This is a genomic window from Alteromonas sp. M12 (genome assembly GCF_037478005.1).
GTDB classification, from domain to species: Bacteria; Pseudomonadota; Gammaproteobacteria; order Enterobacterales; family Alteromonadaceae; genus Aliiglaciecola; species Aliiglaciecola lipolytica_A.
Genome location: NZ_CP144164.1, coordinates 4234837 through 4253733, shown reverse-complemented (window position 1 = coordinate 4253733; position 18897 = coordinate 4234837). Strand labels below are relative to the sequence as shown.

General features: G+C 41.2%; 12 protein-coding genes. 2 read left to right on the top strand and 10 right to left on the bottom strand.

Annotation, left to right across the window (positions count from 1 at the left end):
- Positions 1 to 20 precede the first annotated feature (20 nt).
- From VUI23_RS18255 to rapA, 5 genes are all read right to left on the bottom strand, one after another.
- Positions 21 to 1376 carry an MFS transporter gene (locus tag VUI23_RS18255; RefSeq protein ID WP_216049025.1) on the bottom strand — a complete coding sequence of 452 codons (1356 nt, stop codon included), beginning with the start codon at positions 1374 to 1376 and terminating at the stop codon, positions 21 to 23.
- A 99-nt stretch (positions 1377 to 1475) separates the two neighbouring features.
- A complete protein-coding gene (locus tag VUI23_RS18250; protein WP_216049024.1) occupies positions 1476 to 1799 on the bottom strand; it encodes a hypothetical protein in 324 nt (107 codons plus the stop codon).
- A 172-nt stretch (positions 1800 to 1971) separates the two neighbouring features.
- Positions 1972 to 2862 carry a DUF3530 family protein gene (locus VUI23_RS18245; RefSeq protein ID WP_303500486.1) on the bottom strand — a complete coding sequence of 297 codons (891 nt, stop codon included), beginning with the start codon at positions 2860 to 2862 and terminating at the stop codon, positions 1972 to 1974.
- A gap of 23 nt (positions 2863 to 2885) precedes the next feature.
- Positions 2886 to 3584 (bottom strand): RluA family pseudouridine synthase, encoded by a 699-nt coding sequence (locus tag VUI23_RS18240; RefSeq protein WP_216049023.1) that lies wholly within the window; start codon positions 3582 to 3584, stop codon positions 2886 to 2888.
- 35 nt (positions 3585 to 3619) lie between these two features.
- On the bottom strand, positions 3620 to 6460 hold the full coding sequence (gene rapA, locus VUI23_RS18235; protein ID WP_303500487.1) for an RNA polymerase-associated protein RapA: 2841 nt from the start codon (positions 6458 to 6460) through the stop codon (positions 3620 to 3622).
- Positions 6461 to 6856: 396 nt separating this feature from the next.
- Between rapA and VUI23_RS18230 the strand changes: the two genes are divergently transcribed.
- The gene (locus VUI23_RS18230; RefSeq protein WP_342805301.1) at positions 6857 to 8254 is read left to right on the top strand and encodes a PhoH family protein; all 1398 of its coding nucleotides are present in this window, start codon (positions 6857 to 6859) and stop codon (positions 8252 to 8254) included.
- A 187-nt stretch (positions 8255 to 8441) separates the two neighbouring features.
- Here the strand turns inward: VUI23_RS18230 and VUI23_RS18225 are convergent, their stop codons facing one another.
- From VUI23_RS18225 to VUI23_RS18215, 3 genes are all read right to left on the bottom strand, one after another.
- The gene (locus VUI23_RS18225) at positions 8442 to 9395 is read right to left on the bottom strand and encodes a hypothetical protein (RefSeq protein WP_342805299.1); all 954 of its coding nucleotides are present in this window, start codon (positions 9393 to 9395) and stop codon (positions 8442 to 8444) included.
- Between the two features lie 81 nt (positions 9396 to 9476).
- Positions 9477 to 10874, bottom strand: a complete 1398-nt coding sequence (gene cysG / locus VUI23_RS18220) for a siroheme synthase CysG (RefSeq protein WP_342805297.1) — start codon at positions 10872 to 10874, stop codon at positions 9477 to 9479.
- 142 nt (positions 10875 to 11016) lie between these two features.
- Entirely contained in the window at positions 11017 to 12744 is a 1728-nt protein-coding gene (locus tag VUI23_RS18215) for a DEAD/DEAH box helicase (protein ID WP_216048983.1), read from the bottom strand.
- A gap of 319 nt (positions 12745 to 13063) precedes the next feature.
- On the opposite strand from VUI23_RS18215, the gene prsT reads away from it, so the two are divergent.
- Entirely contained in the window at positions 13064 to 15805 is a 2742-nt protein-coding gene (gene prsT / locus VUI23_RS18210; protein WP_342805295.1) for an XrtA/PEP-CTERM system TPR-repeat protein PrsT, read from the top strand.
- Between the two features lie 711 nt (positions 15806 to 16516).
- Here the strand turns inward: prsT and VUI23_RS18205 are convergent.
- Both VUI23_RS18205 and tolC read right to left on the bottom strand, forming a co-directional pair.
- Positions 16517 to 17350 (bottom strand): ion transporter, encoded by an 834-nt coding sequence (locus tag VUI23_RS18205; RefSeq protein ID WP_342805293.1) that lies wholly within the window; start codon positions 17348 to 17350, stop codon positions 16517 to 16519.
- Positions 17351 to 17475: 125 nt separating this feature from the next.
- Positions 17476 to 18813, bottom strand: a complete 1338-nt coding sequence (tolC, locus tag VUI23_RS18200; RefSeq protein ID WP_216048980.1) for an outer membrane channel protein TolC — start codon at positions 18811 to 18813, stop codon at positions 17476 to 17478.
- Positions 18814 to 18897: the final 84 nt, after the last annotated feature.

The following is an 18897-nucleotide window of genomic DNA, read 5'->3' as shown; positions in this document are numbered from 1 at the left end:
GCCAATGTGGCGAATTGACATCAGCGCAGGTCACGTTTTTCCAACGCATATATATGATCCTTTATCATCCATAATATGACCAAGCTTGGCAGAACCATTACTGCTGTTAGTATGAAAAAGAAAGCCCAATTTCCATCCATCCAATCAACTAAGAAGCCACTGGCAGATGCCATTAGGGTTCGACTTAAGGTGCCCAAAGACGCCATAAGCGCATATTGAGAAGCAGAAAACGCTTGGTTACAAAGAAGGGAAATAAATGCAACCAGTGCCACTGAACTCCAAGCTGCAGTAAAGCCGTCTACAAAAATAGTGGCCGCAAATAAGGCTTTATCGGGGCCGACAACTGACATAAGAGCAAACATCAGATTACTTGCTGCCATGGCTATTCCACCTGTCATTAACCCTCTATAGATACCATATCGAACATTGACCATTCCGCCTAAAACAGCAAATACAATTGTTACCCACCAATTAAGTATTTTGGAATAACTGCCAATGTCGCTATTGGTAAAGCCCAGTTCTTTATAAAAAACAATACTCATGCGACCTAAAAAAGCTTCGCCGATTTTGAATAAAAAGATAAAGGCTAAAATAGACAGCGCTAGTTTTACGGTATTGCGGCTGAAAAAATCTCGAAAAGGTTCAATTAAAGTCACCATTAACCAATTTGTCACCCGTTGAGAGCGATTTAACTGCAGATCGCCGACCATGGCTTTGGCATATCGTGCACTCGCAGCGACTTGCTGTTCTAAGCGGCTAGTGACAGGCTCATCACTAAAGAAAACCAACAGCATTAGTCCAGCCATGATTGCCGCTAAAACAAAATAGATATCCGACCATTGCCAACCTGCCATATCGGCAATGAAAAAGGGAATTGAGCCTAAGCCCCCATAGCCTGTCCACCAACCCGCGGTCGCCATAGAGGATGCGGCGGCGAGCTTGTCTTTTTCATAGGGTTTAATAATATCGATTCGATAAGCATCAATGGCAATGTCTTGGGTTGCAGAAAATATCGCAATTGAAAATCCCACTAAACCAATCACTAACAGGTTTTCCTCTGCCGGAACCACAGCCATACCGACGCAGGCAATGATAATCATTAATTGTGTTGTCACAATCCAGCCTCGGCGTTGACCAAGTACCGGTGGTTGGACTCTATCCAGTAACGGAGACCATAGGAAGTTGATTGAATAAGCAATTGTTATTGAACCAATTAAACCTATTGACGAGCGGCTAAGACCGCTTTCTTGCAGCCAAGCCGATAGCGCAGAACCGATCATCACCCAAGGGAAACCGCTGGCGATACCGAATAAAAAGACAAAAAGAAGACGCTTATCTTTATAACAAAGAAGTGTATTTTTTAATGTTTCAGACACAAATTTTCAATAGCTTAGGAAAAGAGCTATTGGATCACGTATAACTTAACAGTTCAATATCTAATTCAATTTTGCAGCACAAAGGGCGGTTGTTGAGGGTTACGGTCGGATACCGATGCAATCTAAGGGGTATTGCCCTTCACCTTCTAAATAGTTTAAGCAGGTTTCAAGTTCTGAACGAAGATATTGATCATGTAACAATTTTTGTTCTGGCCAATAATTTAGCTGATGTAGCAAGTGCCAGAAAACACGCTCTTTTTGCGAGTAGGGTTCATCCACTCTTTTTTTAACATGCGCCCACTCTTCAAGAGTGTCCCAAAAATATAGGTCTAACTCTATGTAGGGGATTTTGTAAGACCAATATCCCCGAACAAAAAAAGCTAGTTGACCAGCTTTATTATTTATAAAGTTTTCAATATTCACGGCTATTTTGAGTGACTCCGTTTGGTAGAATACTATGAAGTATAGACCGCAAACTTAACGAATGTTCCCTAGGATTGGAATAAAATTTTCATCCAATTGATATATTGAGAAATTAACTACGCAAAAAAAACGGCTAGGGGTAAATTTGTGGGCAAGGTGGAGCTTGGCTTTTTTACCAACCCATATGGGTCAACCAACCATAAATTTCTTTGCCTAAGCGGGCAAACTGTTGGTTGTCCATAGTTTGACCTATTAACTCTCTTTGCCGATACATCATTTTCAACGATTTTATCGATTGTATTTTCCGTTGACTCACTGTCGCTTTTGCCCAAGAGGTATCCCACGCTGAATAAACATCAAGGTAAGGCATTTGCGTTTCAGCTACCCATTTAGGGAGTTGTTGATTGTAACTACGGTCTGGCCATTGCGGACTAATTGACACCATGCCGTCAGGTTGATCTAATTTATTTTCAGCATATATTTTGGTTAGCCATGCGGCACTTGTTCCTTGCGCAATGACTAGGAAAAAACCATTATATTGACGTGTTTTACCTGTAACTGCCTGCATCTGTTGAATAATCTGCTGTTCATGTAGTTCAAATGCGGGCTGTTCAATTTGACTTGTTGCCGCTTTTGTTAAGGTCTCTTGAACGGCGACAGAAGTGGGCGTATCTGGAGTTTGGCTGCTAGTGTCAGCGGCTTGATTATTAGTTGTGGTCTCATCAAGGGCGGGCCAAAAACCACTGATTGGCGCAGGCATTATCATCGTCACCCAGCCAACATTATTGAGCGACGTAGACAGTTGAGATAATCCATGTTCACTAAATGGGTTTCTGCCTGACTCACTGATCAAAACAGCGACGCCACGGGTTATCGCCGTATTTGATTCCGATATAACAAGTGGAATTTGTTTTTCACCTACCAAAAGGACATCATATTGGTCGTCAAATTGACTGTGTTGAATGTCATTCAGAGCCGCTTCAGGTGATTGCATGCCATGCGCAGCAAAGCCGATCATTGATATGATCAGGCCGAGTATTTTGCCTAACGATGACTTACCCACAATTGCTCACAATTCATTTAACGCTAATTATTATCTATATCGGTAGCAACGCTTTGAGACTTGAATGAAAACGGCACTGGGCATTCAAATGCCATGGGCTCATCCGTTAATGGATGGTTTAATTTGAGTGATTTCGCGTGTAGTTGCAAACGATTCGCTGCTTGCAGGGCTTGCTCATGGGCGTAAAGTCGATCACCTAATATTGGATGACCGATACTTAGCATATGTACTCTTAGTTGATGAGAGCGTCCAGTTATCGGTGTTAGTTCAACTAGCGATTCGTCTTTATCACAGGCTAATCGTTTCCAATGGGTCAATGCTTTTTTGCCACGTTCGTGATCAACCATTTGTTTTGGTCGATTAGGCCAGTCACAAATCAGTGGTAAATCAATGCTACCTTGTTCTTCACTTAATTTACCAAATACCCTGGCAATATAAGATTTAGCCGTTTGCCGTAACTCAAATGCTTTGGAGATTTTACGGTGGCTATCCATATCCAATGCTAAGACGATAAGTCCCGACGTTGCCATGTCCAAGCGATGCACAATAGTCGCTGTTGGAAAAGACCGCTGGACTCTGAGCTGCAAACTATCTTTATGTTCAAGTGCTTTTCCAGGCACCGTTAATAATCCACTGGGCTTATTTAGCACCAGCATGCTCTCATCTTGATAAACGATATCGAAATAGGGATATCGGCTTGGGGCATAATTCAAAATTGCCATTTACGCTGTTTTTCCAGTGTGTTTATTGTTCTTCATTAATGATTATTAACCACTAACCTTACCGCTTCTAAATGCACTTCCGCGCTCCCTAAAGCATTATTTAAAGCGTCCAATTGATTGCGAATAAAATCTAATTCTTCTTCTCGAATAGATTTATTCACTTTGCTTAAACTTTGCAAACGCTGGAGTTCTTCGTGCAAGTTACTTTGCATACTGTCTATGCATTGCTGTTTAATCTTGTCGGCATCTACCCTTGCAATGTCGGTAGCTTGTTGGATTGCTCTTTCAATTTGTGATTGCAGAGCATTCACCAACTGAGCTGACATCTTCGGATTCACACTATCAAGCATATGAAATACTTTATCGGTTTGCTGACCTTTCGGATCTACCGTTATCTTAATCGGAGTGGCGGGCATATAACGATTAACTTGCAAGTGCTTTTCTGCTTTGGTTGAGAGCACAAACAAACATTCTAACCAGTAGTATCCTGGTGGAAGTGATTTATCCCTATTCATACCAATCACGCTTTTACCCTGTACATCGGTAGTAATAGTATCCATTGCATGCTGCACCATTGGATGGTCCCAACTGAAAAAATGAACGTGTTCTAGCTTCGTCGCTGTTTGTCGTTCATAAGTGATAGTCATACCCTCTTCTTCTAATCCTGGAAGTTGTGTATGCATCGACTCCGTTTGTTTTAATAAATAACAGTCGTCATCTTTTTCTTCTTGCAATACTCCAATGGTATCAAACAACTGGGTCATGAAACGTTCAAGTTTGGGCGAGTTATCGGAGTCTTCAATACCTTGGATAAGCTGTTGAATTTTCCCTTTACCGGATGAATTAATCTCTAATAATTTGTCTCTGCCTTGCTCTAATTTACTTTTCAATTGGGCATAAATGGTTTGCGTGTCTTCGATGAGTTTGCGCTTAGCTAACTCATCATGGGGGTTTTGCAAAGAAGTGAGTAGCATCTCTTCTACTTCTTCGTAAACGCTGGTGCCTGCAGGACAGGTTAATTCAAAGGCGTTGAGTCCATCGTGATACCACTCGAGCATGACCTGCTGGGCCGAGTTAACAAAAAACGGCACATGCAATTTAACATCGTGTTTTTGTCCAATGCGATCCAGTCTGCCTATGCGTTGTTCTAACAAATCAGGAACTTGAGGCAAATCAAATAACACCAAATGATGAGCGAATTGGAAATTTCGACCTTCACTGCCAATCTCACTACAAATAAGTACCTGAGCGCCTTCTTCCGATTGAGCAAAGTAATTGGCTGTGCGATCTCGCTCTACAATACTTAACCCTTCATGGAAAACTCCGGCTCTGATCCCTGATTTTCGGCGAATTGCTTCGGCTAACATTAAGGCGGTTGACGCTTTAGCACATATTGTTAGTACTTTTTCACCGCGCAGTTGCTGTAGATGGTCGATAAACCAATCTATTCTGGGATCAAAATCAGTCCAACTGTCGACTAATTCTGGAATGCGTTCTGGCGAGAGCAAGCGGCTTGAATCAAGTTCTACTTCAAGATGTTGTTCATACTCTTCAGGCATCTGCAGCGGGTAAGAAAGCAACTCTCGGGCTGGAAAACCTGTTACTCCAGAACGACTGTTTCGGAAAAGCACTCGCCCTGTACCGTGCCTATCTAATAGTTGATGAATTAACTTATCTCTGCTTGCTGCATCGGCAAGTTCAAGATTCGATACGAGATCTTCACCTGCAAATTCTTGGATTGCCTGAATCGCGCTTTCGTCCAAGGCTATTTCTTGATTGTCTTTGGCCAGTAAGGGTTCAATGGCTTTAGCAAGTTTGCTGTATTGTTGTTCTTCATGCACAAATTCTTGGTAACTATGGAATCGCGCGGGATCTAATATGCGTAATCGGGCAAAATGACTTTCATGACCTAACTGGTCTGGGGTGGCAGTTAATAATAGAACGCCTTTAGTCACTTGTGCCAGTTGTTCAATCACTTCATATTCTTGAGATGGTTGTCCTTCGGACCAAGTTAAATGGTGGGCTTCATCCACTACCATTAGGTCCCAAGGTGCTTCACATGCTTGTTGGAAATAGCGACTGTTGTGGGTAAGGAAGTCGAGACTACAAAGAATTAACTGTTCCGCTTCAAACGGGTTACCCGCCTCTTCGGCCATGGCCTGGCAGCGCTCTTCGTCAAAGATAGAAAAAGCCAAGTTAACCCGTCTTAACATCTCCACTAACCACTGGTGAACCAAGCTATTTGGCACCACAATCAATATTCTTTGGGCTCGTCCAGTTAATAATTGTTGATGAATAATCAGCGCCGCTTCAATGGTTTTCCCTAAACCTACTTCGTCTGCTAATAACACTCGTGGGGCATGTCGGCGACCAACTTCGGAGGCAATGTGTAATTGATGGGGAATAATGTCGACTCGAGCCCCCAAAAAACCTAACAAATCAGAGGTGTCATGCTGATATTGATGAGTAATGCATTTTTCTCGCATTTCGAACCATTTGGGCTCATCCACCTGACCGGCTAAAAGTCGTTTTTGCGGTTGATTCAATTGAAAATGGTGGTCTACAAAAGTTTCTTTTAGATCCACATCTTCGCCAGTGTCCAAACGCTTGCCATGGTAGGTAAGCATATTGTCTCGTTGGCTGATATTTTCTACTATGAATTGCCAATTAGCATGACTAGTTACTTTATCACCAACCTCAAAGGTTACTCTGGTTAAAGGCGCAGAAGCTGGGGCATATGTGCGCGTTTCGCCTATCGCAGGGAAGAGTATTTCAACGGTTCGATTGTTTACGGCAATGATAGTGCCTAGGCCAAGTTCTGACTCAGTATTGCTAAGCCAACGTTGCCCTAAAGCAAAGTTGTTTGTTTGTGTCATAGTAGAAAATCTCTTGGGCTGTAAAGGCTAAATCTTAGCTTGCCTTTGAGCCAATTAAGGGCTTTCGCCAAATCATAAAGAGCGCGATTATAACGTTTATAACGGACTTTTGCAGTGTGTTATCTGTCAGCCTTTAGCAAATTGGTTAACAACTCAGTAAGGGGGAGTAAAAACCCCAGGGTAGGAACGCCTAAGGTGCTCATTAGCCTGTTGAAATTGTCGGTTGAATATCCGCAGTATCTTGTCAACACATTGATGTATAAGATTTTTTTTATAGATTAAAAAGTCTTTTGTAAAAGTTAATGAAAGTGGCGAAAAAGTGGTTTATGGTAAGGATGAATTTAGTCAAAACCATGCGCCTATTTTTTCTATGCGGGCAGTTAATCGGAGTAGCGGATGCCAGAAAAAGCTGAAATGAATACCAAACTTTATGTGCTCGACACCAATATCCTCTTACATGAACCTCTCGCTTTTCTCTCTTTCAAAGAACATGACGTTGTCGTACCTATGACGGTTCTAGAAGAACTGGATTACATTAAAGATAGTAAAAAAGATGTTGCGCGGGATGCTAGAGTCTCTATTCGCGCAATGGAAGATCTGCTGCACGAGGCAACACCTGAACAAATGATTGAAGGGGTTGCTATGTCAGGGCTGGGATCAGGAGAGTCAGCGCCTACAGGTCTATTATCTATCTTTGCTGATCATGGTTTACCTTTTGAGCAGCAGGTTTTTACCAGTAACGATAACGACAATCGAATAATCAATGCAGCCTTGCATCTGCAAAAGATTAAACTGCCTAGACAAGTAGTCTTGGTGACTAAAGATATCAACATGCGTTTAAAAGCCAAGGGCGCTGGATTAGCCCATGTTGAAGACTATCGAACTGACCAATTAATTAGTGATATCAAGTATTTATCGAAAGGTTATCACACCTTCAATGGCGATTTTTGGCAATGCGTGAAAACCGTTGATAGCCGAACCGAAGGTCGAGATACTATTCATACTATCGATAAAAAAGCGTTGCCTGAAGCCTATATCAACGAGTTTTTGATTGATGATGAAGAGCAATTCGCTGGCTTAGTGGAAAACATAACCGACGATACACTCGAGGTACTCGACTTAGGCTACGATCGTCTTATGGGACGCAATGCCTGGGGAATAACACCTAAAAATATTGGTCAGGCTATGGCCTTTCATGCCTTGCTCGATCCACATATCGATTTGGTTATACTCACCGGACCTGCGGGCAGTGGTAAAACATTGTTAGCACTGGCGGCGGCGTTGGAAATGGTCATTGAGAAAAACATGTATGATAAAATCATTGTGACTCGAAGCACCCCAGAAATTGCTGAATCCATCGGCTTTTTGCCTGGAACGGAAGAAGAAAAGATGGCGCCTTGGTTAGCGGCTATTACCGACTCTTTGGAAGTTTTGCACAAAAACGATGAGAACGTAAAAGGCTCGATGAGTTACATCATGGAAAAAGCCAATATACAATTCAAATCGGTAAACTTTATGCGTGGTCGTAGTATCCAAAATGCGATTGTGATTTTAGACGAATCTCAGAACCTCACAGCTTCTCAACTAAAAACCATCATAACCCGATGCGGAGAGGGCACTAAGCTGATTTGCGGCGGAAACTTGGCGCAAATTGATAGTAATTACCTAAGTGCAGTTACTTCAGGATTAACTTATTTGGTGGAGAAATTCAAAGATTTCTCAGGTAGTGCAACTATCAACTTAGACGGCGTTGTGCGTAGCCGTTTGGCTGAATTTGCGGAAGAGAATTTATAGAACTAATTTACTCAAACAGTCACTAGATTAATAAAAAAGAGATGTTTTCACATCTCTTTTTTATTCGTTTTTATTTATCACGTTTACCTGCAACTTAAAGAGCCAAGTAAATCTCGTATTGGTATAGATTATTGGGTTTCAATAATAAGCCGAATGTGTGCTTGAGTGGTTTCTAACTGATTCACAGCTAAGGGATTGGCACAACTCGAAAAGTGCCATTTGCAATATGTCTGGCGGTGTCATCTGAAATTTTTCCAATGCTCACCATTGCAGGCCCTGTCGGTTCAATTAAAACATGTTGGGCACCACGAATATCGATGGCTTTTTCGTCTGGACGCTCACCCAAGTTTACGGCTAGAAGAGCATGATTGGGCAAGTAGACCATTGCCATGCTGAGATCTGGCAGCAAAGAGCGCATCAAGGAGGCTGTTAATGTGGCTTTGCTATCGCAATCTCCTTTATTGTTATTGAGCACCTCTATCGGTGTGAAGAATCCCGCGCCGTTGGAATCTATGCGACTAGTCAATTCGTTGTAGGGAATTGTTTGAATCCAGCCTAGCATCAAGTTCACGTATGTTCGCGTGTCACTTCCTTGTTCTAATTGCTCGTATATAGCTTGAGCTGCGGGCAGTAAAATTTCTCTGCTTTCCTGGATATAACGAATATGGTCGGGAATGACGCCTTCTTGTCCCAAATGGTTGACGAAGCGAGTGTAGTGGTTTGCAAATAAATAATCATCAAATGCACTATCTTGCTTTTCAGACATAAGTGATTTCCACTTGTCTAGCATTTCTTGATATCGGCTAGTCACTTCAATCTCTAAACGATTACCGCGTTGCTGAATGAGGACGCGGGCTTCTTTAGGATCGACCCTTTGGGCTTGTTTCATCAGTTCAATGTAAACATAGCGCTGAGCAATTTCTGGTTTAAATACGGTTTGATTTTGATACTGATCTTGGGCTGCGGATTTGTCGAGTGAAAATTCCAACGTCTTAGTTTGGTTTGACTGGTCAATCCATTGATAGTTGAAAACGACGTTTTCCCCATCAGAAGATTGGTTAAATTGTAACTGTTGTGCGTCAACCGCAAATATCGAGGCTGCAGAAAATAATACACACAAACTTATTAATAATCGTTTCATTGGAATTCACCGTCTCTTTGTCTTAAGCATAGTAGCGAATTTCAGAGTTGAGGTTAAATTTATGGGCAACGAATTCTGAGATTATTTTGTTGTTTTTTCAGTAAGAAACCAATTTAGTTTGTCCCGCAGGGTAACTACTGTGCCAATAATGATTAGTGAAGGTGGTTTAATGTCAGCTGCTGCGGCAAGCTCTTGAATGGTAGCTAAACTGCCTGTCACAACTTTTTGTTTATCAGTGGTGGCAGATTGCACCATCGCTATTGGCATATCTTTGGGCATACCATGTTCAATGAGCTTGTCACGGATAATAGTTAGGCCAGTTATCCCCATATAAAAAACGATAGTTTGATTTTTTTGTACTAAAGCAGGCCAATCTAAATCAATAGTATTGTCTTTTAAATGGCCGGTTGCGAATACTACTGATTGCGCATGGTCGCGATGGGTTAACGGGATTCCTGCATAACTTGCCGCCCCTGTTGCTGCGGTGATCCCCGGCACCACTTGGAATGCAATATTACGACTCACTAGGGTCTCAATCTCTTCTCCACCACGTCCAAAAATAAAAGGGTCTCCGCCTTTGAGTCGAACCACTCGTTTTCCTTCTGCGGCTAAATCGGCAAGTAAAACGTTTATGTCTTGCTGGGGCAGAGTATGTTGGCTTTTAGCTTTCCCCACATAAATCTTTTCAGCATCTCGACGCACCAACTCTAGAACTTCTTTGGACACCAATCTATCGTAGACCACAACATCCGCTTTTTGCATTAACCGCAGGGCTTTGAAGGTAAGCAAATCTGGATCACCAGGACCCGCACCTACTAAGTAAACTTCACCATGGACTTTCTTTTGCTGGTGGTTTTCCAATGACTCGGCAAATAACGCCTCTGCTTTTTGTTGATTACCGTTAAACACCTGCTCTGCTACAGGACCATCAAGGATATCTTCCCAAAAAAACCTACGGGCAGTTACCGTCGATAATTTCTGCTTTACCAACTCTCTAAACTTTTCTGAGAATTGCCCTAGACGAGCTGTTTTTTGCGGGATGTAAGATTCTAATTTTTGGCGTAAATAGCGTAATAAAACCGGTGCAACGCCACCACTGCTCATGGCGATCACAATTGGCGAACGGTCGATAATCGACGGGGTGATAAACTTGCACAAAGGTGTGTTATCAACCACATTAACTAAAATATTGGCATCACTAGCCAGTTTATGAACTTGTTGATTCACTTCGCTGCTATCGGTTGCCACAAAAATCAGGTCTCGCTGCGTAATATCTTCATGGCTAAATTCTCTTGAAATGACGGTGATTAAGCCTTGTTCTGCAAACTGCGCTACTGTGTTACACATCCAAGGTGCTACTACTGTAATTTTTGCTTCGCTTTTAAGTAGCAATTCTATTTTACGGGCAGCCACTTCCCCTGCTCCTACTACTAAGCAGTTTAACTTTTGAGTATCAATAAAAATGGGGAAATAACGCATATCGGTTGCCTATAGTAGTAGTTGAGAAATAGATTCTGCGTGAAAATCCATATAGAACAAAAGTATTAAAAGCTAATTGATAGTTCTTTTGGTTATTTAGAATTTGAATCAAAAAACCCGCCTTGTGAGCGGGTTTGATATTTTATCGTTTATCGAATTTCCGTGATTTACGTTTCGGTGGCTCTTCGCTCCACTCACGAATGGCTAAACGCTGTCCTGCTACACGTGTCTTTTCAAGTACACCAAAAGTGTTAGCCGGCATGCCTTTTGGCAAATCAACGGTACTGAAGTTATCAAATATTTCAATAGCACCAATATTTTTACTGCTAATATTTGCTTCGTTAGCTATAGCTCCAACGATATTACCAGGCTTGGCACCGTGTGTATGACCAACATCAATTCTATAACGTTGCATACCTTCATCGGGTTTGCTGCTGCGGCTACGTTTTGGTCCACGATCATCTCTTGAACCACGTTCTCTGCCGCCGCTACGAGGTGCTCTTTCCCGATCATTATAAGCAGGTTTTGCATTTAAGTCAGGGCGGTCGCCTTCTTTAAGAATTAATGGCTCATCACCTTGCGCAATTTTCGCTAAAGCGGCCATGATTTTCTCTGGAGCTGCTTCAGTTTCTTTTTGAATTGATTCAACAATTGGAATTAAGCTCTCAATTGAATCATCTTGAATGGCTTCGATTACGCTGGTTTTAAAACGAGATAGTCGAGTTTCATTGATTTCTGAAATCGATGGAATCGGCATCTGTTCAATGCTTTGTTTGGTTGCTTTCTCGATAGAGAACAACATGCGCTTTTCACGATGTGAAATAAATAAAATCGCATCGCCTTGGCGTCCCGCACGACCGGTACGACCAATTCTGTGTACGTAAGATTCGGTATCATAGGGAACATCGTAGTTGATAACGTGGCTGACACGCTCAACGTCCAATCCACGGGCTACTACGTCGGTGGCCACAAGAATATCAATTTTACCTTGTTTAAGGCGATCAACCGTTCTTTCTCGTGCGTTTTGCGCGATGTCACCATTTAATGGTTCAACATCGTAACCACGGGCTGATAATTTATCAGCTAATTCTACGGTAGCGGTTTTGGTACGTACGAAAATGATGACACCATCAAATTCTTCCACTTCCATGATACGGGTTAAGGCTTCTAACTTATGATGTCCAGCAACCTGACAAAAACGCTGTCTAATGGTACTTGCGGTACTCACTTTGGACGCAATTTTTACATGTTTAGGATTATTCAAATAACGTTCAGTTATTTTCTTAATTGGCGCTGGCATTGTCGCTGAGAAAAGCGCAGTTTGGCGAGTCGCTGGCGCGTGGCTTAAAATCCATTCCACGTCGTCAATGAATCCCATACGCAACATTTCATCGGCTTCATCTAGTACCAAGAAGCGTAATTTGTCTAGTTTAAGCGTGCCGCGTTTTATATGGTCAATAACACGGCCTGGCGTACCTACCACTACCTGAACGCCACGTTTTAACTGACGAATTTGATTGTCGTAAGATTGGCCACCATAGATAGGTAGAACGCGGATTTTTTTCGAAAAGCTAGCATACACTTGAAACGCTTCTGCTACTTGGATAGCTAATTCGCGGGTAGGCGCTAAAACTAATAGTTGAGTGTAATCTGCGTCAATGTCTAGATTGGCCAACATAGGAAGTGCAAACGCACCGGTTTTACCTGTACCTGTTTGTGCTTGGCCAAGAAGGTCATGCCCTTGTAATATTAACGGTATACTCTCAGCTTGAATTGGAGAAGGCTTTTCATAGCCCACTTTTTCAATCGCTTGCAAGAGTGCTTCAGGTAGATTAAGTTCTTTAAATGTTATATCTGTCGTACTGGTCATTCATGATCCCTGGTTACCGGATAAGTAATTAACTGACATCAGCTAATTACAGCTAAACAGGCAATCTTGAAAAGTGCCTAAAGGCCGGTATTGTTTAAAGGCGTAGTATATTAGATAACCTTATTTTAAGCCAACAAAGGTCTCATTTCAGGTGATATTTTTTGGTTTTTTAACTGGTAGTTAACGGTGAATTAACATAAGAGGCATAATTTTAATAAAATCAGTGTTAGTCTAGGCGTTTTTAAACAAAACTTACTGTTAAAAAAATAACAAGCCTTGTAGCATAGAGCTAATTCGACATTAAGGAAGAGTTAACAATATGAGAACATTACTAATAGCATTTAGCGTTAGCCTCATTCTAGGATGCACTCAAAAAACAAGTGAGGAACACTTAACGTCCGCGCAAGAATTCGTTGAACAGAATAAATTTAATTCTGCAGTTATTGAACTGAAAAGTGCCGTTCAAGCTGACCCTAAAAATCCTAAAGCGCGTTTCGAACTTGGAAAAGTGTACTTAAGACAAAAACAATATGAAAGTGCAGAAAAAGAACTAAATCGAGCATTAGAATATGGTCAACCTGCTTCAGACGTCATTCCTTTATTATCTCAGGCCTATCAAAATTCCGGTGCTTATGCAGAATTGAGTGAAATTGACCACTCAGAAGCAGGGATGACACCTGAGCAAGAGATAGAAGTGGGCTTCTTTAAATTGCAGTCGCTGGCCCAATTAGGAAAAGAAGCGGATGCGAAATTATTATTAGAACAACTTAGTACCATTAACGCTGATACTGTTTATAGCGGATTAGTTGAAGTCTTTGGTTTAGTGTTAAATCAAAATATCGACGAAGCGATAAATAAAACCGATTCGTTGGCGCAAAAGTATCCTGAAAATGCCGATGTACTTAAGTTGCAAGGTCAATTGTATTTGCGTACTCAACAGGCTGATAAAGCAGCTGAGGTATATGAAAAGTACTTAGCGTTATATCCAGAAGATACACAGATTGTATTTGTCTTAGCAAAACTTTTAGTTGATAACGGAAAAATTACCCAAGCAGAACCATACATTGATCAATTATTAGCGATCAACCAAGATAATGCCTTACTTAATCAATTGAAAAGCGTCGTCAGTGCAGCCAAAAACGAGCATGAAAACGCGCAAAAATATGCTGAAAAAGCAATTCAAAGTGGTCGCGGTGACCCAGTTTTGAGATTGATTGCAGGGCATGCGGCATACGTGCTCAAAGACTATGAAGCGGCGAATACTCACTTGTCTTATATTGCCAGTTCTTTGCCAGCTAACCATCCAGCGCTAAAAATGTTGGCGGCCAGTCAATTGGAGCTGGGGTTATCTGAAGATGCGAGCAATGTATTGGAAATGTTTAGTGAAGTGACCGAGCAAGATGCTAAGCTGTTTTCCAAAGCCGGATACGAGTTAATTCGCGCTGGCAATCTAATCGATGCCAAAGAAGTCGTTGCACGCTCAGCAGAGATAAGCCGTTCTGCGGAAGACCTAACTAGATTGGGCGTATTAAGACTCTCATTAAATGATGTCAGCGGCATCATAGACTTAGAAAATGCGCTTGAACAAAGTCCAGATATGGATGTAACAAGAGCAACCTTAGCAAATGCGTACCTTGCAACTCGACAATTCGATAAGGCACAAGAACTTGCTGACGAATGGATTGCCTCTAATCCAGAAGACTTTAAAGCCTATATGCTTGCCGGAGAACTGGCGATTAAGCAAAGTGATTTTGATAGTGCATTGGCTATGTATAAGAAGGCCGAAGCGCTAGATCCTGAAAATGGTTTGATAAAGCTAGCTATTGCCAACTTAGACATAGCCAAAGGTAATCGTGATTCCGGGCATGAAAAATTACTGGCTATTTTATCTAAGAAACCAAGCTTTATACCCGCTTTAGCATCCTATTACCTTTCTCATCGTCAATTGAAAGAAAGTGCCAAAGGTATGCAGCCGGCGTTAACAGCTCTACAAAATGAACCGCAAAATACAGACTTGAAGCTGGTAGTAGCTCGAATGTATTTATCTGAACAAGATTGGAATCAGGTTTTAACAACCCTTGAGAGTATCCCTGAGAATGATTCTATACCTTCATCTTTTTGGAATTTAAAAGGTAAAGCTTTGCTTGGAATTGGCGGTATAGCAGATGCCAATCAACATTATGATAAATGGCTTGCCAGTTATCCAAATAGTAGAGATGCCAACTTAGGTAAAATGCTATTGCTTGATGCCAAAGGAGATTTCGCCGAAGGTGCCAAACTAAGCAGTCGTTTTCTTGAAGCTCGTGATGATTTAAGTGTAGAGGTGTTGAGAACACATTTCTTAGTTATGTCCAGACAGTTTGAAGAAGCTAAGGCCGCGCTTGCAAAGTTACCAGAAGCCACTCAACAATTGCCTGTAGTCAAAGGCTTCAAAGCCCGCATTCAAATGTCCGACCAAGAATATGCCGATGCTCTGGTTAATTCTGAAGCCGTATATGAAGCAATACCCAATAGTCGAAATGCAGTGTTGCTTGCGGTGAATCTAGAACGACTTGATCAAAAATCTCAAGCGCTCGCGCTGCTGCAAAAACATGCTGAAAAGTATCCCAATGATATTGCGGTGAAAATGATGGTTGCAGAACGTCAAATAAGCGGTGATGAAGAAAAAGCCATCGCCACTTATGAGAAAACCTTAGAGTTAAACCCAAATAACTTTGTTGTACTGAATAACTTGGCTTATTTGTATGCGCAAAATGGACGTTTAAAAGAAGCCGAAAAATATGCGAAGCAGGCGGTTGAACAACATCCTAACAACCCTGATGCGGTGGACACCTTGGCGCAAGCTTTGATGAAACAGGAAAAGTATGAGGAAGCCTTAAAATATTATGACCGTGTGATAAATGATTCGATGGAGAATAACGAGATCTATCTTAATTATGTAGAAGTATTACTGGCAAGTGGTAACAACAGCTTAGCGAGAAGAAAGCTTGTGGAGCGTACTTTTACGGATGAAAATACCATCGCACGAGTCAAAAGCCTAAAAACCCAGTATGGAATTTAATGAGTGCAACATGCTCACCTCAATGAAGTGGCTGTGCGCTTGGTAAATTGAAATTAGCAAATTGAGACATAAAAATGGGAGCGAATGCTCCCATTTTTATGTCGGTTCAGAAGGTTAGGAAAAAGTTCTAATCCTTTTTGAAATTCTTACACTTTTGGGAAATAGGAAAATTCACCACATTGTTCAATGGCACTGTGGGTTTTTGGTTTGAACTTTCCTTATTCAAATCTATACAAACTAACTTAAAAGACTTACCAGCCAAGTGCTTAAATGGTTCTGAGACTCTTTTAATACGCATAATTTTATTCCATTTGAGATTTTAACCGTGGTCAAATTAATTTCGGCCACTGGTACAATCATTGTTAGCTATCATTTTGGTTTCGCTGCTTTTATTACTACTAAGCGAAAACAATGCCAGCTTTTAAAAATTGAATAATACAACTTTTACTGTCTTTATGGTTATTTAATTTACCTAATAGTTATGGTTAGCTATACTTTTGACGCTTTATCCCTTAAAAAACGTCCTAACGTCAATAATTTTTTGACGCTATACCTTTATAGTGCAATTAGAGCGGCTTTACTCTCATTTGAGATGAATAAATTAACAAAGCAGTGAGCATAAATGTTTACATTCGTGGGGGAAGTTGACCAATCCGCTGGCTGCACTCTGCGCCTTTTGCCAACACAACGGATTGGTGATGTTCAGTTACCTTATGATTTTACAGATATTTTTTGTTGATTGTTTTTATTAAGTTGTTGAATCTGCTCGTGAATGTCATTTAATTGTTTGGATAAGTCAGCAATTGTAGGTTCGCCTAACTCCAACATCTTATCATTTCGTGCTTTTTGGTTTTCCTGTTCCATGACATTAACCACAATACCAATCACCATGTTTAGGAAAGCAAAGGCACTTAAAAATATGAAGGTTAAATAAAATATCCAGCTAAGTGGATAAACCTCCATGGTTTCATACATCACGTCAGTCCAATCTTCAAACGTCATGACCCTAAATAGAGTTAACATGGAAATTGTAATATCACCCCATAGCACAGGGTTAATTTCTTCAAATAAGGTGCTTCCAATTGCTCCATAAATATAAAAGATTATAAACATTAATAACATGACATAGCCGAGTTGGGGCATGGCTTTGACCAATGATGTTAACAGTAGGCGCAGTTCAGGAATAATAGAAACCATTCTGAGCACCCTAAAAACCCTAACCAAACGGGCTATTATTGCCATGTCGGTGTTGTCTGCAGGAATAATACTTACCAATACAATTAAGGTGTCAAATATATTCCAGAGACTTTTAAAAAAGTCTCGTTTACGAGGTTCCGCAAAAAAACGAATGGTTATTTCAGCGAAAAAGAAAAAGGTAATAAACCAATCCAAAAAGGTGGTGACCGATATTAGAGTCGGTGACATTTCATAAGTTTTCGCGCCAACTAGTAAGGCCGAAAAAATAATTACCGAAATAACCACAAGTTCGAAAATTTTGTTAGACCGAATCTTTATAAATTTAGCTTTTATTGCAGACGCATTCATGTCAGTTGGAGTCCAAAAAAAGAGTTAAACAAAGCGCCGATATATTATCAAACAGCATGATAAGGTGAACATAAAAAATCCGCTAGCGGCAAAGCCGGTAACGGATTTTTTGCACGTTAATGGGGTTAAGAAGCGGGTCTTAACCCTCGGTTAATATCTTCTAAGTCTTGTTCTGTTAGGTTACCTGCAGAACGTTTCAAGGTCATAACTGCGGAGATAAAATCATAACGTGCGCTGGCAAGATTCCGACGCGCATCAAACAGGTTACGAGTGCTGTTAAGCACATCAACTATGGTCCGCGTACCTACGTCAAATCCTGCTTCAGTGGCTTGGAGCGCACTTTGTGCTGAAATAACCGCTTGTTCAAAAGCGCGAATCGTTGACGTTGCTGCCACTACATCATTATAAGAACTGCGAATAGAGCGAACAGTCGAACGATGGGTCAACTCTAAATTTTCACTGGCTGCAATGAAATTGTATTTTGCTTGGGCCGTTTGCGAGCTCACACTGCCACCTGAGTAAATAGGCACATTTAAGCTTAGGCCAATCGAATCATTGTCTCGTGCCGGTAAGTCAATACCAAGAACTTCGGTATCATCACTGCCAATTGAGGCCGTGAGGCTAACTGTTGGATAATGGCCAGCTCGAGCGTGTTTAATGTCATCTTTGGCTATTTCAGTTGCCAATTTACTCACCATTAAATCCAGATTCTTTTCTTCGGCGATGGAAAGCCAGCCATCTACTCGCTCTGGAATGGGTCTTGAAGCTGAAAAGCTTTCAGTATTGAGTACCGACAAGTTATCGTGATACTTACCAGTGATTTCTCGCAATTCTTCTAATCTAAGTTCAACTAAATTTTCAGCCACAATTTCTTGTGCAACCGTATTATCGAAATTAGCTTGAGCTTCATGCACATCAGTAATTGCAGTTAATCCAACTTCAAAGCGTTGTTTAGTTTGTTCTAACTGACGTTCAATCGCGCGCTTTTCTGCTTGCACAAATTCTAAGCCATCTTTGGCACGAAGTACTGCCAAATAGGCAATCGTGGTTCTAACAATAAGCTCTTGTTTGGCCAATGCAAAAGTGGTGTCACTTTGCTGAGCGATTTTTTCTGCTCGATTTAGACCAACCCAATTCTTATGGTCATACACCGACAACGAAAGGTTGATATCCCAACCCAAATTGGTTGTGTCAGTGGTAATTATTGATGGCGACGAACTGTCGTTTGAATAATTAAGTGATTCCTGAGAACTTTTACTATAGCTAATAACACCAGAAACTTGAGGCAATAAGTTCGCCCGACTGATTGATATGCCTTCAAAGGCTGCGTCGCGATCAGCTTTCGCTTTATTGATCGTGGGATCTTGTTCCAGTGCGCGTTGATACACCTGATAAAGATCATCTGCATAGGCTTGAGTGGCCACGCTAAAGCCAATAAGCAGAGACAGAATTGATTTTTTCATTTGCTTTCCTATTTATGTTCCGTAGTGTATTGCATGATGCTAGTTTATTCGATTATTTTTATTTCGATTCAAAGTGTAAGTAAA

Bases quoted from the DNA above. Each gene is read 5' to 3' on its own strand.
- VUI23_RS18240 (WP_216049023.1), bottom strand. From the start codon at position 3,584: ATGGCAATTTTGAATTATGCCCCAAGCCGATATCCCTATTTCGATATC.
- rapA (WP_303500487.1), bottom strand. From the start codon at position 6,460: ATGACACAAACAAACAACTTTGCTTTAGGGCAACGTTGGCTTAGCAAT.
- VUI23_RS18230 (WP_342805301.1), top strand. From the start codon at position 6,857: ATGCCAGAAAAAGCTGAAATGAATACCAAACTTTATGTGCTCGACACC.
- VUI23_RS18225 (WP_342805299.1), bottom strand. From the start codon at position 9,395: ATGAAACGATTATTAATAAGTTTGTGTGTATTATTTTCTGCAGCCTCG.
- cysG (WP_342805297.1), bottom strand. From the start codon at position 10,874: ATGCGTTATTTCCCCATTTTTATTGATACTCAAAAGTTAAACTGCTTA.
- VUI23_RS18215 (WP_216048983.1), bottom strand. From the start codon at position 12,744: ATGACCAGTACGACAGATATAACATTTAAAGAACTTAATCTACCTGAA.
- prsT (WP_342805295.1), top strand. From the start codon at position 13,064: ATGAGAACATTACTAATAGCATTTAGCGTTAGCCTCATTCTAGGATGC.
- VUI23_RS18205 (WP_342805293.1), bottom strand. From the start codon at position 17,350: ATGAATGCGTCTGCAATAAAAGCTAAATTTATAAAGATTCGGTCTAAC.
- tolC (WP_216048980.1), bottom strand. From the start codon at position 18,813: ATGAAAAAATCAATTCTGTCTCTGCTTATTGGCTTTAGCGTGGCCACT.